A 21150-nucleotide genomic window follows, 5' to 3' on the forward strand; every position below is an offset into this window, starting at 1 on the left:
CATTCAGCCGGCAAGGCGGCCCGCCTGGCCCCTTCGACACCAGCGCCTCGGCCCCTGCCGTGCGCCATGCCTTGTGCCAGACATAGGCCGACTTACGTGAGACCCGCAGCTTCCTGGCCACCGCAGGCGGCGACATGCCCGCGGCGAACAACCCGGCAGCCTCCAAGCGGACTTGTTCACGCTTGGCTCGCGCCGCCGGGGTCAGACCACCACCATCCGGGTAACGCATCCCACCGGCATACTCCCGAACCCCGCCGCGAGCAGGCAACCGCGCGGTGACACCTCAGTTTTTCAACCTCTGTACAGGCTGAGCACCTCGAACGTAATCGAGCGTCCCTGCTGGGCGCACGAAATATCTAGGCTAATCCTCATAATCTTCGTACTCCCAAAGACCTATACGGCCGAGTTTCTCTGCGAGACGGTCCCAAGTCTCGCTTTCTATCGATGCCACCCTTTTTTGGATATAGTATTCGATCTTCTGGTGGTCGAAGGTGTCGATGATAAGGTGGTGACGTCCGTCGACAATCCCCGATTCTCGAACCTGCTTCTGGAGGTAATCAGGAGTGCATATCAGCACATCAAAGGACTCCTCTCCATCACCTCCGATCGGGCCGATGAAGATTTGAAGGACGATACCAAAGCAGTCCCCTGAAGGAATCTCCATACCCCAGGCCAGATCGGGGCTATGAAATCCCTTGACCTCAGCTCTCATGATTAAGGTTCAATTTGTAAGTGTCCATTGCCTTGCCACCCCTGTCCGGTGTGGTTTCTCCATTCGAAATTGGCTTGATAGTTGTCCCATTTTGGCTTGTAGCTTGGCAGGCGGAACTGGCGCAACCCGTCGGCACTGATCCAAATCTCCTCGCCATTCTTCTTTTTTACGACCCGATATCCTTCACCAACCCACGATCGACCGGCCGTCAACGCTTCGGCCGTTGTGCCCGCGCCAAGACCGAAGTTTCCCTTGCCTTTCGCCGCGCCTCGAACGATACCACTAATTTTAGCCCAGTCGCCACAATCATTACTACACTTCGTTACCGCTTTCTGTAGCGCACTCGCTACTTTAGGAAAGTACTTCGCAATCTTTCCTAGGCCCTTTGCTGCTAGGCCGCCCGGTAGAAAGCCTATGATCATCAGGAGGCAGGATGTGCCGCCGTTTAAGTGGCAGTTCTTAACATCGCCAACAAAAAGGTCTGTTATGCCTTTGAAGAGGCTCCAGAGCCGTGCATTCGGATCTTTGCCGGCACTCCGGTCCATCTTCCACTGCCGCTTGAGAAGCTCATAATCGGCATAAGAGATGCCTAGCTCCTGGGTCCGCATATGATTACACCAGTCCCTGTATGCGGGAGCGACCTCAGGCACTAGACATGTATTATAGAACGTCTCCAACTGAATAGTGATTTTCGCGGCTTTCTGCAGCGCGGAACACTGCTTGGCAGAGAGTCCTTCCGCGCACTTGAAGGCCGGTACCGCTCCCCCAGCTCCTGCGTTGGGGGTGGTGAGGGCGTCTGCGACGTATTTGTTCCATTCGGCGTCGATCTGGAGGTCGGATTTCCCCTCGTAGCTCATCCCGATGATTTTTTTCCGGATGTCTTTGGGGGCGTTCCAGAAGCCGGGGGGCGGGACCCAGCCGTTGGGCAGGTGGCCCATCATCTTCATCTGCTCGATGGTCATCACCATGACCGTGTCCGGGGTGATGACGGCGAGTTCGCCCTGCGCGGTGATCGTGTCGTAGGCCTCGGGAGTGCCGATGATCAGCTGCCCGGGTTTGGGGGAGGACTGCACGTTGATCCGGTCGGCCGAGACGTAACCGCCGCTGCTGTCGGGCAGGTAGTAGGTGGCGTGGCCGGTGGGGTCGATGCCGGTCAGCGGGCTGGCGCTGGCGTAGGTGTAGCGGTTGGCCTGCACCGACGGGCTGGGGTCGAGGGTAGCGGTGTCGCGGCTGGTGAAGGTGCCGGTGCCGGGCTGGTACCAGCGGGCGTGCATGTTGACCTTGCCGGTGTCGGGGTCGGTGTATTCGCCCTGGTAGCCGAGGTTGGCCTTGGTTCCCGTCTGCGCGGTGACCGTGCCGAACGGGTCGTAGCCGGTGGAGGTCTGCAGGGTGGTGGTGTAGGTGGCGACCAGGTCGCCGTGCATGTCACTGAAGGTCGCGGCGGCCGCGGCGGCCCCTTCCTTCAGGCCGAGTAGGCCGCCGCCGGCGTCGCGGGCGTATGTGGCGTGCAGCGAGCCGCTGACGCTGATGCCGGCCAGGTCGTTGCCCAGCCCGGCATACAGGTGCGTCTGCTTGGTCGGGCCGGTGATGCGGGAGACGAGCCGGTCGAGGGCGTCGTAGGCATACAGGCTTTCGCCGTCGGCGATCATCCGGTCGAAGGCGTCGAAGGTGTAGCTGGTGGTGGCGCCGTTCTTGGTCTCGGTGGCCAGGGTGCCGCGCGCCGTGTAGGTGTAGTCGGCTCCGTCGCCGCTGGTGAGGCGGTTGCGTTCGTCGTAGGTGAAGGTCTTGTCGCCGGCCTTGGTGCGGTTGCCTGCGGCGTCCCACTCATAGCCGGTGACGGCGCCGCCCGGCGCGGTCCAGGAGGTGAGCCGGCCGGCGTGATCGTAGCTGTAGCTGTTGGTGCCCGCCCCGGCGGTGCCGGTCGTGGTCTTGGTCCGGAGGTTGTCGTCCTTGTCCCAGCCATAGGTGATCGTGGCGAGCTGGGCGCCGGAGCCGTTCTTCAGCGTCTGACTCTTGAGCCGGTCCAGGTCGTCGTAGTCGAAGCTCTGGCTGCCTGCCTGGCCGCTGGTGGCGGTGATGGTCTTCAGCCGGCTGGCCGCGTCGTAGCCGTAGGTCAGGGTGCGGCCGGTGACCGGGTCGGTGGCGGTGGCCAGCCGATTGGCGTCGTCGTAAGTGAAGGCGGCGGTGCCTGCGGCGTCGATGCGCTGGCTGGCGTTGCCGAGCGAATCGTAGGCATAAGCGCTTTCCTGCACGCCGTTGCGGGAGATCTTCAGCGGCAGATCGCGGTCGTTGTAGTCGATGGTCAGGTCGCCGGCGGTGGTGGTGCGGCCGGCCAGGTCGTAGCCGAAGGTGCGCTCGGCGCTGGCGGCGCCGCCGCCGGCGCCGCTCTCCACCGTCAGGCGGTCGAGGTGGTCGAAGGTGCGGTCGATGCGGACTCCGCCCGGCTGGAGGGTGGCGGTCTCGTTGCCGGCCGCGTCATAGATGTGCGTCCAGGTACGGTCGGCCGCGTTCGGGTGGGCGGTTGTGGCCGGCTCGGTCACCGTTTCGGGCAGGCCGAGGCTGTTGTAGCCGGTCCACGTGGTGTTGCCGCGTCCGTCGGTGAGGCGGGTGCGAGCGCTGGCGGCGTCGTAGCCGAACCGGGTGGTGATGGACTCGGTCGCCGACACCGGCTCGATGAGCGAGGTGGGCCGGTCCAGGGCGTCGAAACTCTGCCGGGTGACGTGCCCCTCGGGTGAGGTGGCGCTGGTCGGGTTGCCGGCGAGGTCATAGCCGAAAGTGAAGGTGCGCAGCACCGTGCCGGAGCTGTTGAGGTCCTTGACCGCGGTCTTGCGGCCGGCCAGGTCGTACTCGGCGACGGTGGCGTTGCCGTTCGGGTCGGTCGTCTTGACCAGCCGTCCGGCCAGGTCGTAGCCCATCTTCGTGACGCTGGAGATCGGGGCCGGCTCAGTGATGGTCTCTACCTCGCCGGCCGCGTTGACGCCGAAGCTGGTCGCCTTGTTCTTCGGGTCGGTCTGCTTGGTCAGCCGGCCGGCGTCGTCGTACTCCATCCTGGTGATGTAGGCCGCGCTAGCGGGCTTGCGCTCGATCTGGGTGGCGGTGATCTGCCTGCCCAGGTCGTCGTAGGTGGCCTGAGTGCGGGCGCCGGTCGGGTCCACCTCGGCCAGTTTCTCGCCCGCCATGTCGTACTCGCTCACCCAGACGCCCGGGCTCTGGCCGTCGGGGGCCGGGTCGGTGGTGCGGACGTGGCGGCCGAGCTGGTCGTAGTCGTAGGTGGTGAGGTAGCCGCGCGGGTCCTTGACCGAGATCAGCTGCCCGGCCTTGTCGTAGGTGTTGACCACGGTGGGGGTGATCGCGGTGCCGCCGGGCGGGGTGTACTGCGGCGCGGTGGCGCTGGTCGGCCGACCGGCCTTGTCGAAGGCCGAGATGGTGGTGCGGCCCTCGGCGTCCCTGCGATGGGTGGGGTTGCCCGCCGTGTCGTAGCCAGCTGTGATCGCCGGGCGGCTCTCGCTGCTGCTGCCCGCCTTGTCGATGGCGACCTTGGGCGCGGTGGTTTGCACCAGGCGGTCCAGCGCGTCGTAGCGCATCGTGGCGGTGTAGTCGGCGGCGCTGGCGCCGTCGGCGTTGCCCCGCGGGTCGGTGACGGTGATCGCCAGGCCGCGATCGTCATAGCCGACGGTGGTGATCAGGTCCTGATCGCCGTTGTCGACGACCTGCTTGGTGGGCTGGTTGAGCTTGTTGTAGGTGAACTCGGTGGTCTCGGCGCGGCTGCCGCTGACGGTTGCGGTGGAGACGGTCTTGATGACGTTGTCGTTGGCGTCGTAGCCGAAGACGGTCTTGCGGTTCAGGCCCGCCGGGTCGAGGGTCTGCGACGACAGGCGGCCGGCGGCGTCGTAGGCGAAGCTGGCGGTGACCTTGTCGCCGCCGCTGACCTGCCTGGTGAGGTTGCCCGCGGGGTCGTAGGTGCTGGCCTGCAGCACCACGTCCCGCGGGGCGGCGGGGTCGTTGAGTCTGACGTCGTCGCCGATGATCTGCCAGGGCCGGTTGTCGCCGTGGTAGGTGTAGGAGGTCTTGCGGCCCATGGCGTCCGTCCGCGCGGCCAGCAGGCGGGCCGGGTCGTACGACAGTGACTCCAGCACCACGTCGGCGGCCGGCTGCGGGTTGACCGGGCTGCCGGTCCAGCCCTTGAGCGTGGTGGTGGTCAGATCACCCCGCTTGCTGTAGCTGTAGGCCAGGACCGTGCCGCGCGCGTCGGTGCTGGTGGTCTTCTGGCCGAGGGTGTTCCAGCTCTGGCGGGTCACGCCGCCCTCGGGATCGGTGACCGACTCCGGCCGGCCGAAGGAGTCGTAGCCGTAGACGGTGGCGCGCTCCGGGTCACCGCCGGTCAGGTCCGCGACCGTCTCGGACAGCTTGTTGCCGTCCGGGTCGTAGGCGTAGCTGGTGCGCGCGGTGTGGGTGACACCGCTGATCTCGTTCTTGACTCCCGCGCCGGTCGCGGTGGCCACCCGGCCCAGCGCGTCGTAAGTGAACGTCGTGCTCACCCCGCCCGGGAACGCCTGCGACACCTTCGCCGAAGAGGTCAGCCGGCCGAGCGCGTCGTAGCCGAGCTTGGTCACCAGCCCTTCCGGGTCGGTCTGCTCGGCCAGGTCGCCGGCCGCCGTGTAGGCGTACGACCAGCTGCTGCCGCGGGCGTCGGTGCGGGTCTTCACCAGCCCGGCCGGGGTGCTGCCACCGCCGACGGCGGGCTCGCTGCCGTCGGTGTAGGCGGTCGTGACCGCCCGGCCGTTGGGGAAGTCCGGCGTGGCCGGGCTGGTCTGCTTGGTCAGCTCACCGAAGGTGTTGTACTCGGAGCCGGTGGCGTAGGTGTTGTCGCCGGCGCCGGCCGAGCGGGCGTCGCGGACCTTGAGCACGCGGTCGTTGCGCTGGTCGAACTGGTCATTGTTGTTGAGGTAGTACGTGCGGTATATGGTCTGGCAGTCTCCGGAGCCTCGACAGGTGGTGTAGGTCAGTGTGTTGCCGCGCTCGTCGCTGGTCAGGCTGACGCCATTGCCGTTGGGATCGGTGACTTGCGACAGGAACCCGGCGGTGTCGTAGTCGTAGCTGGTCTTCTTGTTCTCCTGATCGGTGTGCGAGACCATCCGGTAGCCGCGCCAGCCGTCATAGACGGAGATCAGCTTCCCGTTGATGGGGTCGGTGACGGTGACCGTCGAGGTACCGGTCTCGAGGTTGTCGACCGGTTCGCTGAGCTGCCAGGTGCCGCCGTTGTTGTCGGTGTGGGTCTTGATCCGGTCGGTGGAGCCGTCGTAGGTGTTTTCCGCCCATACCCGCCCGGACGGCAGGGTGATCTTGGTGAGCCGGTTCGGCGCCGCCGCGCGGGCGGCCCAGTGGCGGGCGATCTCCGCCAGCGACAGCGGCCGGTCGTAGACGGCCACCTCGTCGACGGCTCCGGTGAGGCCGCCGAGATTCATGAACTCGCTGTACTCGGGTTCGATGTTGCGGATCTCAGCGGTGCGGGTGGCGGCCTCCGCACCGTCGACGTACAGCGTCTGCACGTTGCCGGCGGCGGTCAGGACCGCGTGATGCCAGGCGCCGTCGTTGACCTTCTGCGGGGAGACGATCCGGGCGGAGTCGTAGTGGTAGGCCGCCGAGAGCTTGCCGTCCGTCGTCACCTGGAACAGCTTGTTGCTGTACCCCCATGTGCCTTCGACGGTGATGACCGTGCCGGTGCCGGTCGTCTTGAACCAGGTCTCCACCGACCCCCACGCGCCGATCCCGGGGATGATGCCCACCGGCAGGTTGATCGCGTCCGTCCGGGACGCCGGGATGCCCGCCGCGGTGTCCGTGGTGCCGGCCAGCGCGCCCGGCTGGCCCAGCGTGTAGCCGCTGTTGTAGTGCGCATCGCCCAGCCAGCCCAGGTCCTTCGACACCGAGCCCGAGCTCTCGCCGAGGCGCCAATACCCCATCGGGTCGGAGTCCAGCACGGTGCTGCGATACAGCGATCCCGGGTTGTGCCCGTATTGGGTGCATTCCTGCCGCGGGTTGCACACCTTGGTCAGCACGTCCCCGTCGTAGGTGTAGCTCCAGCTCAGCGCCGTGCCATCGACAGGGTCGGTGGTCACCGTGGTGACATGGGCACCGGTCCAGGTGAAGGTGAGGGAACGGCCGCCGACTGCGCTGACCTTGGCCAGCTTGCCGTCGCCGCCGTAGGTCAACTCCTGGCTGCGGCCCCGCTGGTCGCTCACCTTCAACAGCCGCCCATTGCTGTCGAACAGATAGGAGGTGGCCGACTTGTCCATCAGCCGCCAACTGCCGTCGGCGTTCTTGGCCAGGGTGGCGTACATGCCCGGCGGCGGCTGGTAGCCGCCATCGCTTTTCTTGGCGAAGCGCACCTGCCGCCCGTCCGGGTAGGTCACCAGCGCCGCCGCCCGCCCGCGCACGCTCTCCTCGACCAGGCGCATGTCCCACCGGGTGGACCATCCCGCGCCGAACGCGCCGTCCCGGCGCGGGTCCATGCTGTTGTAGGAGCGAACCACGCTCAGCGGCGGCCCGGCGGCCGGCACCTGGACGTCGGTGAAGGTCGTGGTGTAGTTGCCGGACGCCTCGTGAAACTCCTGCCCGTCCGCGCCGGAGGTGGACAACTGCGAGGTGATGGCCGGCTGGCGCACCCCGACGACGAAACTACTGGTCGTGGAGTAGGCGCTTTGGCCGCCGATGGTGGAGGCATCCCTAACAAGGACCCGCCACCAATACTGGCGCCCCCACGTCAGGGTGCCCTCGGGCACGCTCCACGAACCCGACAACGCGCAGCAGTCATCGCCCGTCGTGCACTCACTCATGTCCGGGCCGGTGCACACCTCGAACTCGAATCCGACCGTCCCGCCGTCCCACGTGCTGGCCGACGCCGACAGGACCGGTTCCGTGGTCGTCACCTGCGCGCGGTTGTCCGGGCTCATCTGCGTCACGGTGGGAGCGGGAGGAGACGGGCAAGGGCCTTCCTTCGCCCAAGCGAAAGTGCTTTGCGGTGGCGGTGTGGTGTTGGCCGGACCAGACATGCTGATCTTGGCGCGATAGATGACGCGCTGGTAGTGCCGCTGCTCACCCGCCGAGACCGAATAGCTGGCCTGCCATTCCCGCACCCCGCCGCACGGTGCTTCCGCCGCCTGCGCCATGATCGCCGAACCGGCGCTCCTGGCCGGAGGAGCCGCAGCAGCCGGCGTCTTCCGGCTGCGAGAACCGGCCACCATCTCACGCGGCACGGCCTTCTTCGGCGTCTTGACCTCGCCCCGCGCAGTACCCGGGCCAGAAGCACGCTTGGCCGCGCTATCCGTCAGCGGCGGCAGCACTCCTGCGGTCCCGCGCGCCTGCCGCGGGACCTCATCGAGCGCCACCGCGCCGGCAGACGCCACACTGCGTTGCTGGGCCTGCGCGGGGCCGGCGGCAAGCCCGAGCAGCCCCGGCAGCAGCGCGAGCAACAGCCAGCTCACCGCCCACGGCGACCGGGCCCACACCGACTGGCCCCGTACCGACCGAGCCCATGCCGAATTCCGGCGCATACGCCGTCACACTCCGACCCACAACGAGGGCATCCACGCACGGCGGACGCCGGACGTCACTCCACCCCACCCGACGGCGAACACGCATGCCGACTCGTGCGGCCCGGAGCATCTGACCAAACGGGCAAAGCGTAACTTCGCCATGATCAAGCAACAAGATCCAATTCGGCCACCAAGCGGGCACGGAATGTCGCTTACCAGACAAACCGCACACCCCCACCAGCGCAGCGGCCCGAAACGTCCTTGATTGTCTGCTTGTCGGCGGTCCAGGTCTCCACTCGTCCATGTCGCCCAGCTCGTCTTGGTGATCTTGTCGAGAAACGAACATTTCTCGACAAGATCACCAAAGGCTCTCCGGGCTCGTGATCGACGCCGCCGAAGTGTCCAAAAAACGTGTCGAGAAGTCGCAGTGTCCAACAACTGCGCCATGGCCATTTCTCGTACAATCACGGGGTGACGATCACCCCGTCCGACGCCACGACCGCCGACACCGCCGGTGGCGAACTCGACGCCGACGACCCGCTGGCCGCCGAACCCGCCGACGCCACCGGCGCCCTCATCGGCTACGCCCGCGTCTCCACCGTCGGCCAACTCCTCGACCGCCAGATCACCGCGCTCGAGGCAGCAGGGTGCATGCGGATCTTCGCCGACAAGAAGTCCGGCAAGAACGTCGAACGCGACGAGCTCAGAAAGGCCCTGGACTACCTGCGCGCTGGCGACACTCTGGTGGTGCCCTCGCTGGACCGGCTCGGCCGCTCCCTGCAAGACCTCATCTCCATCGTGGCCGAACTGCGCAAGCGTGGCATCGGCTTCCGCTCCCTGCACGAGGCGCTCGACACCACCACCCCGGGCGGCCGGCTCGTCTTCCACGTCTTCGCCGCGCTGGCCGAGTTCATCCGCGAGCTCATCGTCGAAGGCACCCGCGAAGGCCTGCAGGCGGCTCGCGCCCGCGGTCAGCGGCTGGGCCGACCGCCGGCGATGACACCCGAGCAGATCCGCCACGCCCGCGACCTGCTCACCCACCCGGGCAACACCGTCTCCAGCATCGCCCGCCTGCTCGGCGTCAGCCGCTCCACCATCTACAAGTACGTCCCTGAACTGGCCAACGACTCCCGGCCCGCCCTCTCGGTCGGCCCGGCCGCCTTGCCTGCCGCCGAATAACCGCTGGCGCTGTCCGGCCTCGGCCGCGGGTCTGTACGCGGGCCCGTCCCGGGGCGACCGTGAAAGGGTGAGTGAGCCGGCGGCAACTGGCCGGTCTGAGCCGGGCGCAGCGTGAGCAGGCTCTGGCGCGCTACCGCATCCTGCGCCCCCGCACCTGGAGGACGGCGTGCCGCTGGCCCGTGTCGCCGCCTTCGGTGAGCGGCCGTACCGGACGCTGCAGCGCTGGCTGGCCGACTACCGCCGCGACGGCCTGGCCGGGCTCGCGCGTCGGCCACGACGCGACGCCGGGCGGCGGCGCATGCCACAGGACCTGCAACTGCTGATCGCGGGCCTGGCGCTGCAGCGCCCGCCGCCGACCATCGCTACAGCGCACCGCCGAGTCGCTGCGGTCGCTGCCGGGCAGGGCCTGGCCAGTGCCCAGTTACGCCACCGTGTACGACGTCATACGCAGCCTGGATCCTGCGTTGGTGATGCTCGCCCGGATTCAAAAGCAATCGTTTCTTGAAGATCCGCCCGGACAGCTTTCAGAGCCCTCGGAAGCCTTCAAAAACTCCTTCAACAACCTCGACGGTTCAACAACCTCCGAGCACCCTTTATTGACAGAATGACGGGTGTGACCGACGCCTTCCAGCCGCCCGCCGACCCACTGGCCGCCTTCCCCGCCCATCGCAGCGAGATCCGCATCGGCTATGCCCGCGTCTCCACCGCCGGCCAGAACCTCGAACGCCAACTCGACGCCCTCAAGGCCGCCGGCTGCCGACGCGTATTTGCTGATAAGAGATCCGGCAAGACCGCCGACCGCCCCGAGCTCGCCGCCTGCCACGCCTTCCTGGCCGCGGGCGACACCCTGGTCGTCCCCAGCCTGGACCGCTACGGCCGCTCCCTGGCCGACCTCATCACCATGGTCAGCGAGCTGCGTAAGCGCGAGATCGGTTTCACCTCGCTGCACGAGAATCTCGACACCACCACCCCCGGCGGCCGGCTCATCTTCCACGTCTTCGCCGCCCTGGCCGAGTTCATCCGCGAGCTCATCGTCGCCGGCACCCGCGACGGCCTGGCCGCCGCCAAGGCCCGCGGCCGCACCGGCGGCCGCCCCACCGTCATCACTCCCGAACTCCTGCGTGCCGCCCGCGACATGCTGCCCAACCCGGCCAACTCCATCACCTCGATCGCCAAGCTGCTGGGCGTTAGCCCGGGCACGCTCTACAACCACATCCCGGACTTGCGTCAGCTCCGCGAGAGCGGCCAGAACCGGGAAATCGCTAGCGATAAGACCTAGCACGATCACGTCGGCACAACGGGGCTATTCAAGCGCCGCCAAATGGTCCCGCACCGCCTTCGTCCTAGGATGATCTGGGCCCAAGATCCGTTCGGAATCAGCCAGTGCGCGCTCGTACAGCGGGATGGCCCGGCCCAGATCCCCCGCCGACTTATACGCGTAGGCGAGATTATTGCGGGAGGTCAGGGTGTCGGGGTGCTCGCCGCCCAGCACCCGCTCGCAGTCGGCCAGCGTGGCCTCGTACAGCGGGATGGCCCGGCCCACATCCCCCGCCGACTCATACGCAGAGGCGAGATTGTTGCGGCTCATCAGGGTGTCGGGGTGGTCGCCGCCCAGCACCCGCTCGTACGTGACGCAGGCGCGTTCGAAATAGTCGATCGCGCGCGAGATAGCGCCCTGATTGTTGAGGAAAAGGCCAGCCTGATTGAGCAGCCGGGCGGTGGCCGTGGTGTCGGCGCCGGGGGAGGTGTGCTCGGCCAATGCAGTGATGTGGGGCAGCAGCGTTCGCCAGGCCGGCCAGTCGGCAGGGTCGGAGTGGGTTGCGGGAAGGGCGTCGTTGAGTAGGTCGGCGGCCTGGCTGCGGGCAGTGTCGATGTCGGCGGGCCGACGGTGGGGGTCGTCGGGGTCGGGGGTGCGGGCGACGGCTTGGACCAGGCGGTGCACGGTGATGTGCTCGCGGTCGAGAGTGATCATGTTGTAGGCAGCCAGCTCACCCAGCGCGTGCTGCACCTCCGACGGTTCGGCATCCAGGCCGTCGAGCAGGGTGCGGGGGATCGGTTCGGCGCCGTACCAGGCCAGGATGCGCAGCACGTGCCCGGCCAGTGGGGTGCCGGCCAGCCGGTCGAGGGTGAGCCGCCACAGGCGGGCGATGGTGCGCTCGGCGTCAGAGCCGCGGGCGGTCCGGTCGTACATCACGGCCGGCTGCCGGCGTAACAGTCCCAGGTACGCGCGCGGGCTCAGCCGGGTCTGCCCCAGGTACGCGCCTGCCTGGTCGACCGCGAGCGGCAGGCAGCCCAGCTCGCCGACCAGCTCCAGTGCCCCGTCCATGTCCGTGGGCTGCCCGCCACAGGCAGCGATGCGGGTGAGCAGATCGACCGCTTCGACCTCCTCCAGCACGTCCAGGCGCAGCACCCGGGCGCCGAGATGGTGCCAGCCCTGGCCGAGCCGGCTGGTCACCAGCACGCGCCCGGTGAGCGTGCGGCCCAGCAGCGGCGCCACGTCGGCCGGGTCGGCGACGTCGTCCAGGACCAGCAGCCACCCTTCGTGCGCGGCCAGCCAGCCGGCGGCGCGGTCGGCCAGCGCTTCCAGCGGCAGCGCCGTCGCCAGCTCGGGCTCCAGCACGCCGGTCAGCGCGGCCAGCCCCGCCTGCACCGCGGTCGGGCTGTCGGCGGTGATCCACCACACCGGGTTGCACGTCCCGGCCCGGGCTCGGGCGTAGTACGCGGCCAGCATGGACTTGCCCACCCCGCCGAGGCCGTGCACCGCGGCCACCACCACCTCGCCGCCAGTCTCCAACGCCGCCTCCACCGCGGCCAGCTCGTCCGCCCGCCCGACGAACAGCCCGACCGGGCCGGGAAGGTTCACCGTCCCCGGCGGAGCAGCCACCTGGCCAACCGGTGCAAACACCGCCGCCTCGTGGACGGTCAGGTCGCCTCCGGCCTGGTACGTCCGGCCGTGCCCGAAGGCGCGGCCTTTCATCGACGGTCGGGGTTCACCGCTCATGGATGGTCTGGTCGCGGCCGGCCTGATAGACGCGGCCGTGCCCGCTGGCCTTGGCCTTCATCACCAGCGACCCGATCCGTTCCTGCTCGGCCGGCTCCAGCGCCGGGGTGAGGACCTCGTCCAGCACCCGCTGGATCTCGCCGGCCAAGGACGGGTCGGCGCGCAGCAGCTGCTGCAGCCGGACCTGCCACATCCCGGCCAGCGCCTGCTCGGTGTCGGCGTCGTCGTCCCGGCGGGCCTGCAGCACCTGCTCGCGGACCTCGTCCAGCTCGGCCTCGACAATTTCGACCTGCTCCGGACGAACCTTGCGCCACAGCGCGACCGCGCCCTCGCGCGCCGACTGCCAGGCGTCGGTCGCCATCGCCGTCACCAGCGCGGTGCCCGCAGCCAACACGATCGGATCCACGCCAACCCCCTCACATCCCGGAGAATGACCCCACGGTAGATAGAACCGCACCGACCGGCGAGCAGGCAGGCAAACCACAGATAAGCATCGCCACCCACTTGCGGGCGACGAGGTTACCCATGGTGCCGACTCATGCTCAGCCCAGGTCTTCATCGACATCGCGGACGGCCACGAACCCGTTACCGCAGATAATGGCTCACTATCTGCGATAGAGCGTCCCCGCGATACTTATCACCGGGGCGGAACCAACGTGCGAATGAGGTCTTCGCAAAGGCGTTCCTTCAAGGAGGCAGGGTCTCTGGTCTGCTCGTGCGCGATGCGGATCGTTGGAAGGGCCGGCTGTAGACCTCCGAGCGGGACGCAACCTGATCGTTATTGGGGCTGACCGGACGGTTCTGTCCGGCCAGCGTCCCAGCGCGGCCCGTTTCCGCCGTATTCCGATGGCCCCCCTTCAAGGCGAACCTGGTGAGGTTCATGGCCCGGCACTGCATCGCGTTCAATGATCGTTCGGTCGGTCTGCCCCGACCTGGCTGGGATCGTCGTCATCGCGCTCGGCATGGTAGACGGCGTTCATATTGACCAGCGCGGTGGCCAGGTCCACCACGGCCACGATCAGCGGGATCCAGGCTGGCAGGTCGGCCCCGGCCAACAGGCTGACCATGAGAGTCAGGCCGGTGACAGCACGGTAGGACATCATCGGTGGGCGTGCTCCTTCCCATGGTTGGAACGCCTCGCGGGCACTCCTGCGCCGCGCCCCGGTGCAGAGGGCAGCGTGGGTGAGCCTCGCTGACGTGGCCCCCGCAGTCGGGGACGTGTTCCCAGCATGGAGATGTGGCTAGGGGCGTTTCCGATCTCGGCCAAGGTCTTCCACCGCAGGCGCGCATCGTTCCATCTGGCTACGTTCGCTGACAGACGTTGACGCTTCACACCAGGTGCGGGACCACTTCCACAGAGCGGGTTTTACATTTTCTTCCGCTCTGGGATGCTCGACGCATCATGAGCTCACCCGCCGTACCCGCAGCCGTCCCCCCGGGCGCTGACGACGCTGCTACCGAAGCCTTGACTGCGTTGCGCGATCAGTTGGGCCATGCGCACCTGCACAGCGGCGCGCCGAGCTTTCGCGAGATCGAACGCCGTACCGGTAAGGCCTTGAGCCACACCACCGCCAGGGCAGTGCTGCGATGCGAGAAGCTCCCCCGTTGGGGGCAAGTCGAGCTCGTGGCAGAAGCGCTGGAAGCCGACCCCGAGGACTTCAAGCCGCTGTGGGTGACGGCCCGCGCCGCCGCACTTGCTCGCAGTTCTCCTCCCCGCCCTGATGGCGACTCTGCCAGGACGCATCACCAGCCACCGGCATCTGCCCAACAGGTCGGCGAGCCCCTCACCGGCCATCAGGGATTCGTCTACGCGGTTGCCTTCCACCCCGACGGCCACCTGCTGGCCACCGGCGGCTACGACGGCACCGCACGGCTGTGGGATCGTCGCATCGGCCAGCAGGTCGGCGGCGCCCTTACCGGCCACCCGGCAGGCGTCGGCGTGGTTGCCTTCCACCCCGACGGCCACCTGCTGGCCACCGCCGGTGACGACGGCACTGTCCGACTGTGGGACCCTGGCACCGGCCAGCAGGTCGGCGCCCCCCTAACCGGCCACCACGGATTCGTTACGGTCACCTTCCACCCCGACGGCCACCTGCTGGCCACCGCCGGTGACGACGGCACCGTCCGGCTATGGGGCCCTGACACCGGCCAGCAGGTCGGCGCCCCCCTAACCGGCCACCAGGGACGGGTCGGCGCGATCGCCTTGCACCCCGATGGCCACCTGCTCGCCGCCGGTGGCGATGACGGCACCGTCCAGCTATGGGACCCCGGCACCGGCCAGCAGGTCGGCGCCCCCCTCACCGGCCACCACGGATTCGTTACGGTCACTTTCCACCCCGACGGCCACCTGCTGGCCACCGCCGGCTCCGATGGCGCCATCCGGTTGTGGGATCCCGCCACCGGCCAGCCGGTCGGCGATCCCCTCATCGGCCATCAGGGACGGGTCTTTGCGGTGGCCTTCCACCCTGGCGGCCATCTGCTGGCCACCGCCGGCGAAGACGGTACCGCTCGGCTGTGGGATCCCGGCACCGGCCGACCGGTCGGCGACCTCCTCGCCGGTCACGCGGCAGGCGTCGGCGCGCTCGCCTTCCACCCCGACGGTCACCTGCTGGCCACCGCCGGCGATGACGGCACCGTCCGGCTGTGGGCGTTGGCGGCCGAATTGTGGCCCAGCCGGGAGTTCCTGTACGAGCGCATCCGCCGCCTGCAGGACCGCCTGGAGAAATCCCGAGCGCGGAATCAGCCGCCGGCAAACCCGCAAGGCATCCAGCGGGTACCTGCTCTCTTGCAGCACCCGTCATCCGTACGCGCGCTCGCCTTCCATCCTGGCGGCCACCTGCTCGCCACCGCCGGCGACGACGGCACCGCCCGGCTGTGGGACCCCTCTACCGGCCGACAGGTCGGCGATCCCCTCACCGGTCATCAGGGACACGTCCGCGCGGTTGCCTTCCACCCCGACGGGCGCCTGATCGCCACCACCAGCGACGACAGCACTGTCCGGCTGTGGGACCCCTCCACCGGCCGACAGGTCGGCGAGCCCCTCACCGGCCACACCGGACGTGTCTATGCGGTGGCCTTCCACCCCGACGGGCGCCTGATCGCCACCACCGGCGCCGACAGCACCGTGCGCCTGTGGAATCCCGACACCGGCCAGCAGGCGTTGCAGCCCTTCACCGGTCATACCGGGCGCGTCCGCGGTGTCGCCTTCCATCCCGATGGCCATCTGCTGGCCACCATCGGCTCCGATGGCACTGTGCGCCTGTGGAACCCCGACACCGGTGAGCAGACCGGCGAGCCCCTCACCAGCCACTGGCTAGCCGTCTACGCAATCGCCTTCCACCCCGACGGCCATCTGCTCGCCACGGCTGGCGCCGACGGCACCGTGCGCCTGTGGAACCCCGACACCGGTGAGCAGACCGGCGAGCCCCTTACCGCGTACCACCCCGTCAACGGTGTCGCCTTTCACCCCGACGGGCACCTGATCGCCACCACCGGCGAAGACGGCACCGTGCGACTGTGGAACGCCGCCACCGGCCAGCCGATCGGTGGGTCCCTCACCGGCCATCGGGGACGTGTTCTGGCGGTGGCCTTCCATCCTGACGGGCGCCTGTTCGCCACCGCCGGTGACGACGGCACCGCACGACTGTGGCCGACCGAAACGCAGGGCTCCGCGTCCGGTAGCTCGTCGCCCGCTGGATCACAACACCTCGCTCAGTAGCTCTGGCCTGGACATAAAGCGAAACTGGTCACGCTGCGCGGCTAGTTCTGTACGTTCGCATGGCATCACGCTCGCGTACGAGAGACCATCGGGCGAAACCCACGCACCTCCACCTTCGGTGAAGAAGGAGACTCCGCATGGTCAAAGTGGCCGACCGGATCGCTGACCGCTACCAGCGCCTCCAGGAGTGGGCACAAGAGCGGTTCGCCGATGATCCACGCGAGGCTGAGATCGCCAAGTACTCGGTCCTGGCCGTCTGCGTGGCGGGCGTAGGCCTCCTGGTGCTCGTGCTCTTCTGGCTGGCCGTCACCGTGCTCACTGCCATCATCCAAGGCGTGGCCAATGGCGTGGTCACCGGCGGGACGTGGGCACTGGAACGGGTGGCCGACTGGAAACTCACCGAGGTCGTCACCACGCCCGTTCACGCCTACATCACCGCCAACGCCGCCGGGCTGCCCACGGGAGCGGAGGCGATCTGGTCGGCCTGGGCGGTGACCGGGCCGATCCTGTGGCTGCTGTGCTGGCTGACGGGCTCCTCCTGGAGCCTCCGCCTGGCCTGGTTCCTGTACGGGACCGGCACCGTCGCCATGGTTTACAGCGCCACCCCCGCCGGCGGTCGCATGCTCGCCACGGGCACCGCCGTCCTGTACTGGGGCGTGCTGTCGGTGTTCGCCCTACGAGGCATCCACCGCCGGCCCACCACACACGTCCACCCAGCTCCGCCCCCCACCACCGCGCTGGAACAGCTGCGTACACACCTGGACGAGCAGTTCAGCGATGTCCAGACGCGTTTGACCAGCATGGAGGCAGCAGTCAACGATCAGCTCGTCGGCCGCAGAGCAGAACAACACGACCGCTGATCCACCCGTTGTGCTCAGCAGCTGATCGCGGTCATGACGAGGGGCCGTCGGCCTGGCGCTCGCGGTCGCCGGGGCGGGCGGTCGCGTTGTACGCCTCGCCGGTCCGGGCCATCCGCGCGCTGATAGCCCTCGAATGCGCTCCGCCGTACTCGTACACCTCGGGGGAGTCGCTGAGCGCTGCCTGGCGGGCGCAGCCGGGACCGGCCGGAGAGCCGCACGCCCGGCCGATCGATCCGCCAGGCCCTCGCGCCAGGCCCTCGCGCCCGGCCCGGCTCGCGACGGGCGCTGGACGTTCCGTAGTGTCCTGCTCCACCCGGACGGGCCACAACTCCTGGCTCGGTGACCAGTCCGGGCTGGACCTCTGGTTGGGCGGGTCGTGACGGCGCGGGCCGCTCTACTCTCGCTGGCGGCACGTCCGGCTACTCTGGCCCGAGCTGCGTTCCACACTCCCGAAAGGACGCCGATGAGCGAGCTCGAGCGCTTGGGCAGGTCCGTCGGCGAAGCCCTCGACCGCGCGGAGTCCACCGGCGACTTCGAGCCTCTCCTGTCCCCCGGCCTGCTCCGCGCCGCCCGCGCCCTGGCTGCGTTGCTGGGCCCCGACGACCGCGAGTACGGCGAGCTGCTCGGCTGGTTGTACTGGTACCGATTCCAGCTGCTGCGAGACGCGCCGTCCGCCGTCGAGGAGCTTCAGACCGCGCTGGAGCTATTCGGCCAGTGCTTCCTCAAAGGCGCGGCCCTCGACACCATCCCCGAACCGCTGCTGGAGGGCATCGCTGACCTGATCGTCGCGGAGGCAGCCGACCGGCTCGCGGCCGCCTCCTCCTTCGACGAGATCTTCGGTGCCGTCTACCTGTGGCGGCGGATCGTCGACGTCACCCCGGACGGCCATCCGGAGAAGGCCGCTCGGCTCACGAACCTCGCGAGCGCGCTCCTGCTCCAGCACTCCGTCTTCGCCCAGCACCGGTTCCTGGACGAGGCAGCCGACAGCGCGGCGGAGGCTGTCCGGCGCGCCTCCGGCGACAGCCCGTCGCTGCGGCCGAGCCTGCTGGTGCTCCGGAACGTCATGCTGCTCCGGTTCGAGCGGCTGCATGACACCGCCGACCTGGACCAGGCCATCGCGGCCTGCGAACGGCTGCGCGCCCGGCCGCCCGCCGACTGCGGCGACCTGATCGACGACGAGATGCGGTTCGGCATCGCCCTTTCCGAGAGGTTCCGGCTCGGCCGCCGCACCGCCGACCTCGACGAGGCGATCGCGCTGTACCGGAGCGCGCTGGATCACGCCGGTGAACTGCATCCGGAGTTGGCGTCGATGCTTGACTGCCTGGCGGGCGACCTGTTCCGGCGGCACGAGCAGACCGGCGAGGCCGCGGATCTCGACGAGGCCGTGGCCGTCGGACGGCGCGCCGTCGGGGCAGCGGACGAGGCCATCGGCTCGCAGCTGGTCAGCAACTTCGCGCACTTGCTGCACCACCGATTCGCGCTGTACCAGCGGGCCGAGGACTTGCGAGAGGCCGAGGCCTTGACCGAGCGCCTCACCGACGGAGACGCGGACCCGTCGATGCTCAACACCAGGGCCATGATCCTTCGGACCCGCTACGACTGGTCCGGGTCGCGCGCCGACCTCGACGCCGCGATCATCCTGGCCCGCCGGGCGGTCGAGGCGACGTCCGAAGGCGATCCTGGCCGCTGTCCCCGGCTGCATACCCTCGGCACGGCGCTCGGCGAGGTGTTCCGGCTGACGGGCAGGATCGCGGCGTACCGCGACGCGCTCGACGCCCATGAGGAGGCCCTGGAGCTTCTGCCCTCCGGGCACGCCGACCGCGCCATCCACCTCAACGCGCTCGCCGTCCTGCGGTTCACCAACCACGAGCGGACGGGGTCACCGGCCGACCTCGACGCGGCGATCACCGTCAGCAGGAAGGCCGCCGACGCGCCGCCGCGTGACCGGCCAAGCAGGGCCGGTCATCTCGGTAACGCCGCCCTGTACCTGACGTCGAGGTTCGAGCTGCTCGGCTCCCCGGACGACCTAGACGATGCGCTCTCCCTGGCCCGCGCGGCGATGGCGGCGCGGCGTGAGGGGACCGTGAACAGCCCCCTGATCGACGGGATACTCGCCTCCGCCCTGATCTCCCTGCACGACACGACCGGCGATCCAGCGCTGCTGGACGAGGCGATCGGCAGGTACCGCGCCCTTCTTGAGGTGATGATGCCGGGCCATCCCCACCGGGCACGCATCCTCGGGAACCTCACACACTCGGTGCTGAAGCGGGCGAGGGAGACCGGTGATGCCGCGGACGAGGCCGTCACGACCTGCCGCGAGGCGGTCGCCGCGGCCAGTGACGACGGGGAGCGCGCGCGTTTGCTCAACCTCCTCGGCATCGCGCTGAGCAAGGGGAGCGACCCCGATCCGGCGGAGGCCGTCGCGGCCGCGGCCGAGGCCGTCCGGCTGACTCCGCCGGAGGTCCCCGAGGCCACCATCCACGGGACCAATCTCGCGCTGGCCCTCAGCGAGCGGTACCGCCGTACGAGAGACCCCGCGGACAGGGACGCCGCCGCGCGGTCGTTCGCCGCAGCGGCGCGGGCGGTCGCGGGACGGCCGTCGTCCCGCATCCTGGCGGCGCGGTCGGCCGCAGACCTCCTGCACGACGGCGATCCGGCCGCCGCAGCCGAACTGCTCGGACTCGCGGTCGGGCTGCTGCCGGAGACCGTCCCGCACCAGATCGGCCAGGGCTCCCGGCAACGGAACGTCCAGCGGTTCGCGGGCCTGGCCGGGGACGCCGCAGCGCTCGCTCTGGTAGACCCGTCATCGCCTCCGGAGGCCCGCGGCGAACGCGCGCTCCAGTTGCTGGAGGCGGGCCGGTCGGTCCTGCTCAGCCAGATCCTCGGCACCCGCGACGACCTCGCCGCGCTGCGGGAACTCGACCCTGAGCTCGCCGGGCGCTTCGTGGCACTCCGGGCGATGCTCGACCGTCCGGCGGCTCCCACCGGCGCGTCGGGCCCGGATGTCACACGGTCGGCGGCCACCACCGCGATGGCGGGGCTGCTCGGCCGGATCCGGGCACTGGACGGCCTCGAGCGCTTCGGTCTCCCTCCCCGCCTGCCCGACCTGCTGGCCGAGGCCGCGCACGGCCCGGTCATCGTCTGCAACGTCAGCCGGTACCGCAGCGACGCGCTGATCGTGCGCCCCGGCGGGGTGACGGTCCTGGAACTGCCGGGCCTGACGCCGGGGACGCTCATCGACCACGTCAACGCCTTCTACGCCGCGGTCCGCGACACCGGCTTCGACCGTATCGCTGTCCGGGTGCGTGCGCAGACGCGGCTCCGCGAGATCCTCGGCTGGCTGTGGGAGACGGTGACCGGTCCCGTCCTGCGGACGCTGGAGGCCGGAACACGCGTCTGGTGGGTGCCCGGCGGGGTGCTGGGGCTGCTCCCGCTTCACGCGGCCGGGCCCGCCGACGCTCCCGGCGTGCTGGATCTGGTCGTCTCGTCCTACAGCCCGACCGTTACCGCGCTGAGCCGGGCCCGCCGCAGGGCCGCGCGGGCGGGCTCGGGCCGGGCGCTTGTTGTGGCGATGCCAGCCACGCCCGGGTTCGCGGACGGCGACCTGCCCCACGCGGGCACCGAGGCGGCCGAGGTGGCGGCGGCGATGCCGGGCACGGTCCTGCTCGGAACCGTCGCCACTCGCGAGGCCGTCCTGGCGCTTCTCGACGGCTGTTCGGTCGCGCACTTCGCCTGCCACGCCGTGAACGATCTCGCTGACCCGTCCCGGAGCAAGCTGCTGCTCCAGGATCACGCCACCGCGCCGCTGGACGTGGCAGCGCTCAACGGCCTCGACCTCGCCCACGCGCGGCTGGCATACCTGTCGGCCTGCACAACGGCCGTCACCCGCACCGACCAACTGCACGACGAGGCGATCCATCTCGCGTCCGCGTTCCTGCTGGCCGGGTTCCCGCAGGTCGTGGGGACGCTCTGGCCGATCGCCGACGACACGGCGCTGGCGGTGGCCCGCGGGTTCTACGGGCGGGCGGCGGGCACCGGCGAGGACGCGGCGCGGTCGCTGCACGAGGCGATGCTGGCCGTCCGTGACCGGGCGCCGGCGGCGCCGTCGCTATGGGCGGCCTTCCTGCACATTGGGGCCTGAACCCGGG

13 protein-coding genes are annotated in these 21150 nt (G+C 69.2%); 7 read left to right on the top strand and 6 right to left on the bottom strand.

All coding sequences use genetic code 11. The features are described from left to right. From BMW85_RS47350 to BMW85_RS47360, 3 genes are all read right to left on the bottom strand, one after another. The coding region (locus BMW85_RS47350) for a helix-turn-helix domain-containing protein (RefSeq protein ID WP_143082571.1) at positions 1–229 on the bottom strand (229 nt) is incomplete at its 3' end. A 132-nt stretch (positions 230–361) separates the two neighbouring features. Then, complete coding sequence (locus BMW85_RS47355; RefSeq protein WP_091094330.1) at positions 362–712, bottom strand: Imm8 family immunity protein; 351 nt, start codon at positions 710–712, stop codon at positions 362–364. A 2-nt stretch (positions 713–714) separates the two neighbouring features. Beyond that, on the bottom strand, positions 715–8193 hold the full coding sequence (locus BMW85_RS47360) for an RHS repeat-associated core domain-containing protein (RefSeq protein WP_177241264.1): 7479 nt from the start codon (positions 8191–8193) through the stop codon (positions 715–717). Positions 8194–8715: 522 nt separating this feature from the next. Here BMW85_RS47360 and BMW85_RS47365 point away from each other — a divergent pair. The 4 genes from BMW85_RS47365 to BMW85_RS47375 all read left to right on the top strand — a co-directional run bounded on the left by BMW85_RS47365 (position 8716) and on the right by BMW85_RS47375 (position 10702). Continuing rightward, positions 8716–9423, top strand: a complete 708-nt coding sequence (locus BMW85_RS47365) for a recombinase family protein (protein WP_425434434.1) — start codon at positions 8716–8718, stop codon at positions 9421–9423. 166 nt (positions 9424–9589) lie between these two features. Then, entirely contained in the window at positions 9590–9928 is a 339-nt protein-coding gene (locus BMW85_RS52775) for a hypothetical protein (RefSeq protein ID WP_177241265.1), read from the top strand. Further along, positions 9855–10031 carry a hypothetical protein gene (locus BMW85_RS50245; protein WP_177241263.1) on the top strand — a complete coding sequence of 59 codons (177 nt, stop codon included), beginning with the start codon at positions 9855–9857 and terminating at the stop codon, positions 10029–10031. Before BMW85_RS52775 ends, BMW85_RS50245 begins: the two co-directional genes overlap by 74 nt. A 5-nt stretch (positions 10032–10036) precedes the next feature. Continuing rightward, positions 10037–10702, top strand: a complete 666-nt coding sequence (locus BMW85_RS47375; RefSeq protein ID WP_342743514.1) for a recombinase family protein — start codon at positions 10037–10039, stop codon at positions 10700–10702. 24 nt (positions 10703–10726) lie between these two features. Here the strand turns inward: BMW85_RS47375 and BMW85_RS47380 are convergent, their stop codons facing one another. The 3 genes from BMW85_RS47380 to BMW85_RS47390 form a co-directional block, all read right to left on the bottom strand. Then, on the bottom strand, positions 10727–12424 hold the full coding sequence (locus tag BMW85_RS47380; protein ID WP_091094334.1) for a tetratricopeptide repeat protein: 1698 nt from the start codon (positions 12422–12424) through the stop codon (positions 10727–10729). After that, positions 12414–12830 carry a hypothetical protein gene (locus BMW85_RS47385; protein ID WP_218156264.1) on the bottom strand — a complete coding sequence of 139 codons (417 nt, stop codon included), beginning with the start codon at positions 12828–12830 and terminating at the stop codon, positions 12414–12416. Before BMW85_RS47385 ends, BMW85_RS47380 begins: the two co-directional genes overlap by 11 nt. A gap of 496 nt (positions 12831–13326) precedes the next feature. Further along, positions 13327–13527 (bottom strand): hypothetical protein, encoded by a 201-nt coding sequence (locus BMW85_RS47390; protein ID WP_091094335.1) that lies wholly within the window; start codon positions 13525–13527, stop codon positions 13327–13329. Positions 13528–13898: 371 nt separating this feature from the next. Here BMW85_RS47390 and BMW85_RS47395 point away from each other — a divergent pair, with 371 nt between their 5' ends. From BMW85_RS47395 to BMW85_RS47405, 3 genes are all read left to right on the top strand, one after another. Beyond that, positions 13899–16142, top strand: coding sequence for a WD40 repeat domain-containing protein (locus BMW85_RS47395; protein WP_177241266.1), 2244 nt, complete (start codon positions 13899–13901; stop codon positions 16140–16142). A 137-nt stretch (positions 16143–16279) separates the two neighbouring features. Next, entirely contained in the window at positions 16280–17002 is a 723-nt protein-coding gene (locus BMW85_RS47400; RefSeq protein ID WP_091094337.1) for a hypothetical protein, read from the top strand. A gap of 463 nt (positions 17003–17465) precedes the next feature. After that, complete coding sequence (locus BMW85_RS47405) at positions 17466–21143, top strand: CHAT domain-containing protein (protein ID WP_091094338.1); 3678 nt, start codon at positions 17466–17468, stop codon at positions 21141–21143. Positions 21144–21150: the final 7 nt, after the last annotated feature.

This window comes from Nonomuraea wenchangensis (genome assembly GCF_900111685.1).
Classification (GTDB): domain Bacteria; phylum Actinomycetota; class Actinomycetes; order Streptosporangiales; family Streptosporangiaceae; genus Nonomuraea; species Nonomuraea wenchangensis.

What these genes read in the sequence shown, in the direction of transcription:
- BMW85_RS47380 (WP_091094334.1), bottom strand. Translation starts at nt 12,424, where the DNA reads ATGAGCGGTGAACCCCGACCGTCGATGAAAGGCCGCGCCTTCGGGCAC.
- BMW85_RS47355 (WP_091094330.1), bottom strand. Translation starts at nt 712, where the DNA reads ATGAGAGCTGAGGTCAAGGGATTTCATAGCCCCGATCTGGCCTGGGGT.
- BMW85_RS47390 (WP_091094335.1), bottom strand. Translation starts at nt 13,527, where the DNA reads ATGATGTCCTACCGTGCTGTCACCGGCCTGACTCTCATGGTCAGCCTG.
- BMW85_RS47400 (WP_091094337.1), top strand. Translation starts at nt 16,280, where the DNA reads ATGGTCAAAGTGGCCGACCGGATCGCTGACCGCTACCAGCGCCTCCAG.
- BMW85_RS47405 (WP_091094338.1), top strand. Translation starts at nt 17,466, where the DNA reads ATGAGCGAGCTCGAGCGCTTGGGCAGGTCCGTCGGCGAAGCCCTCGAC.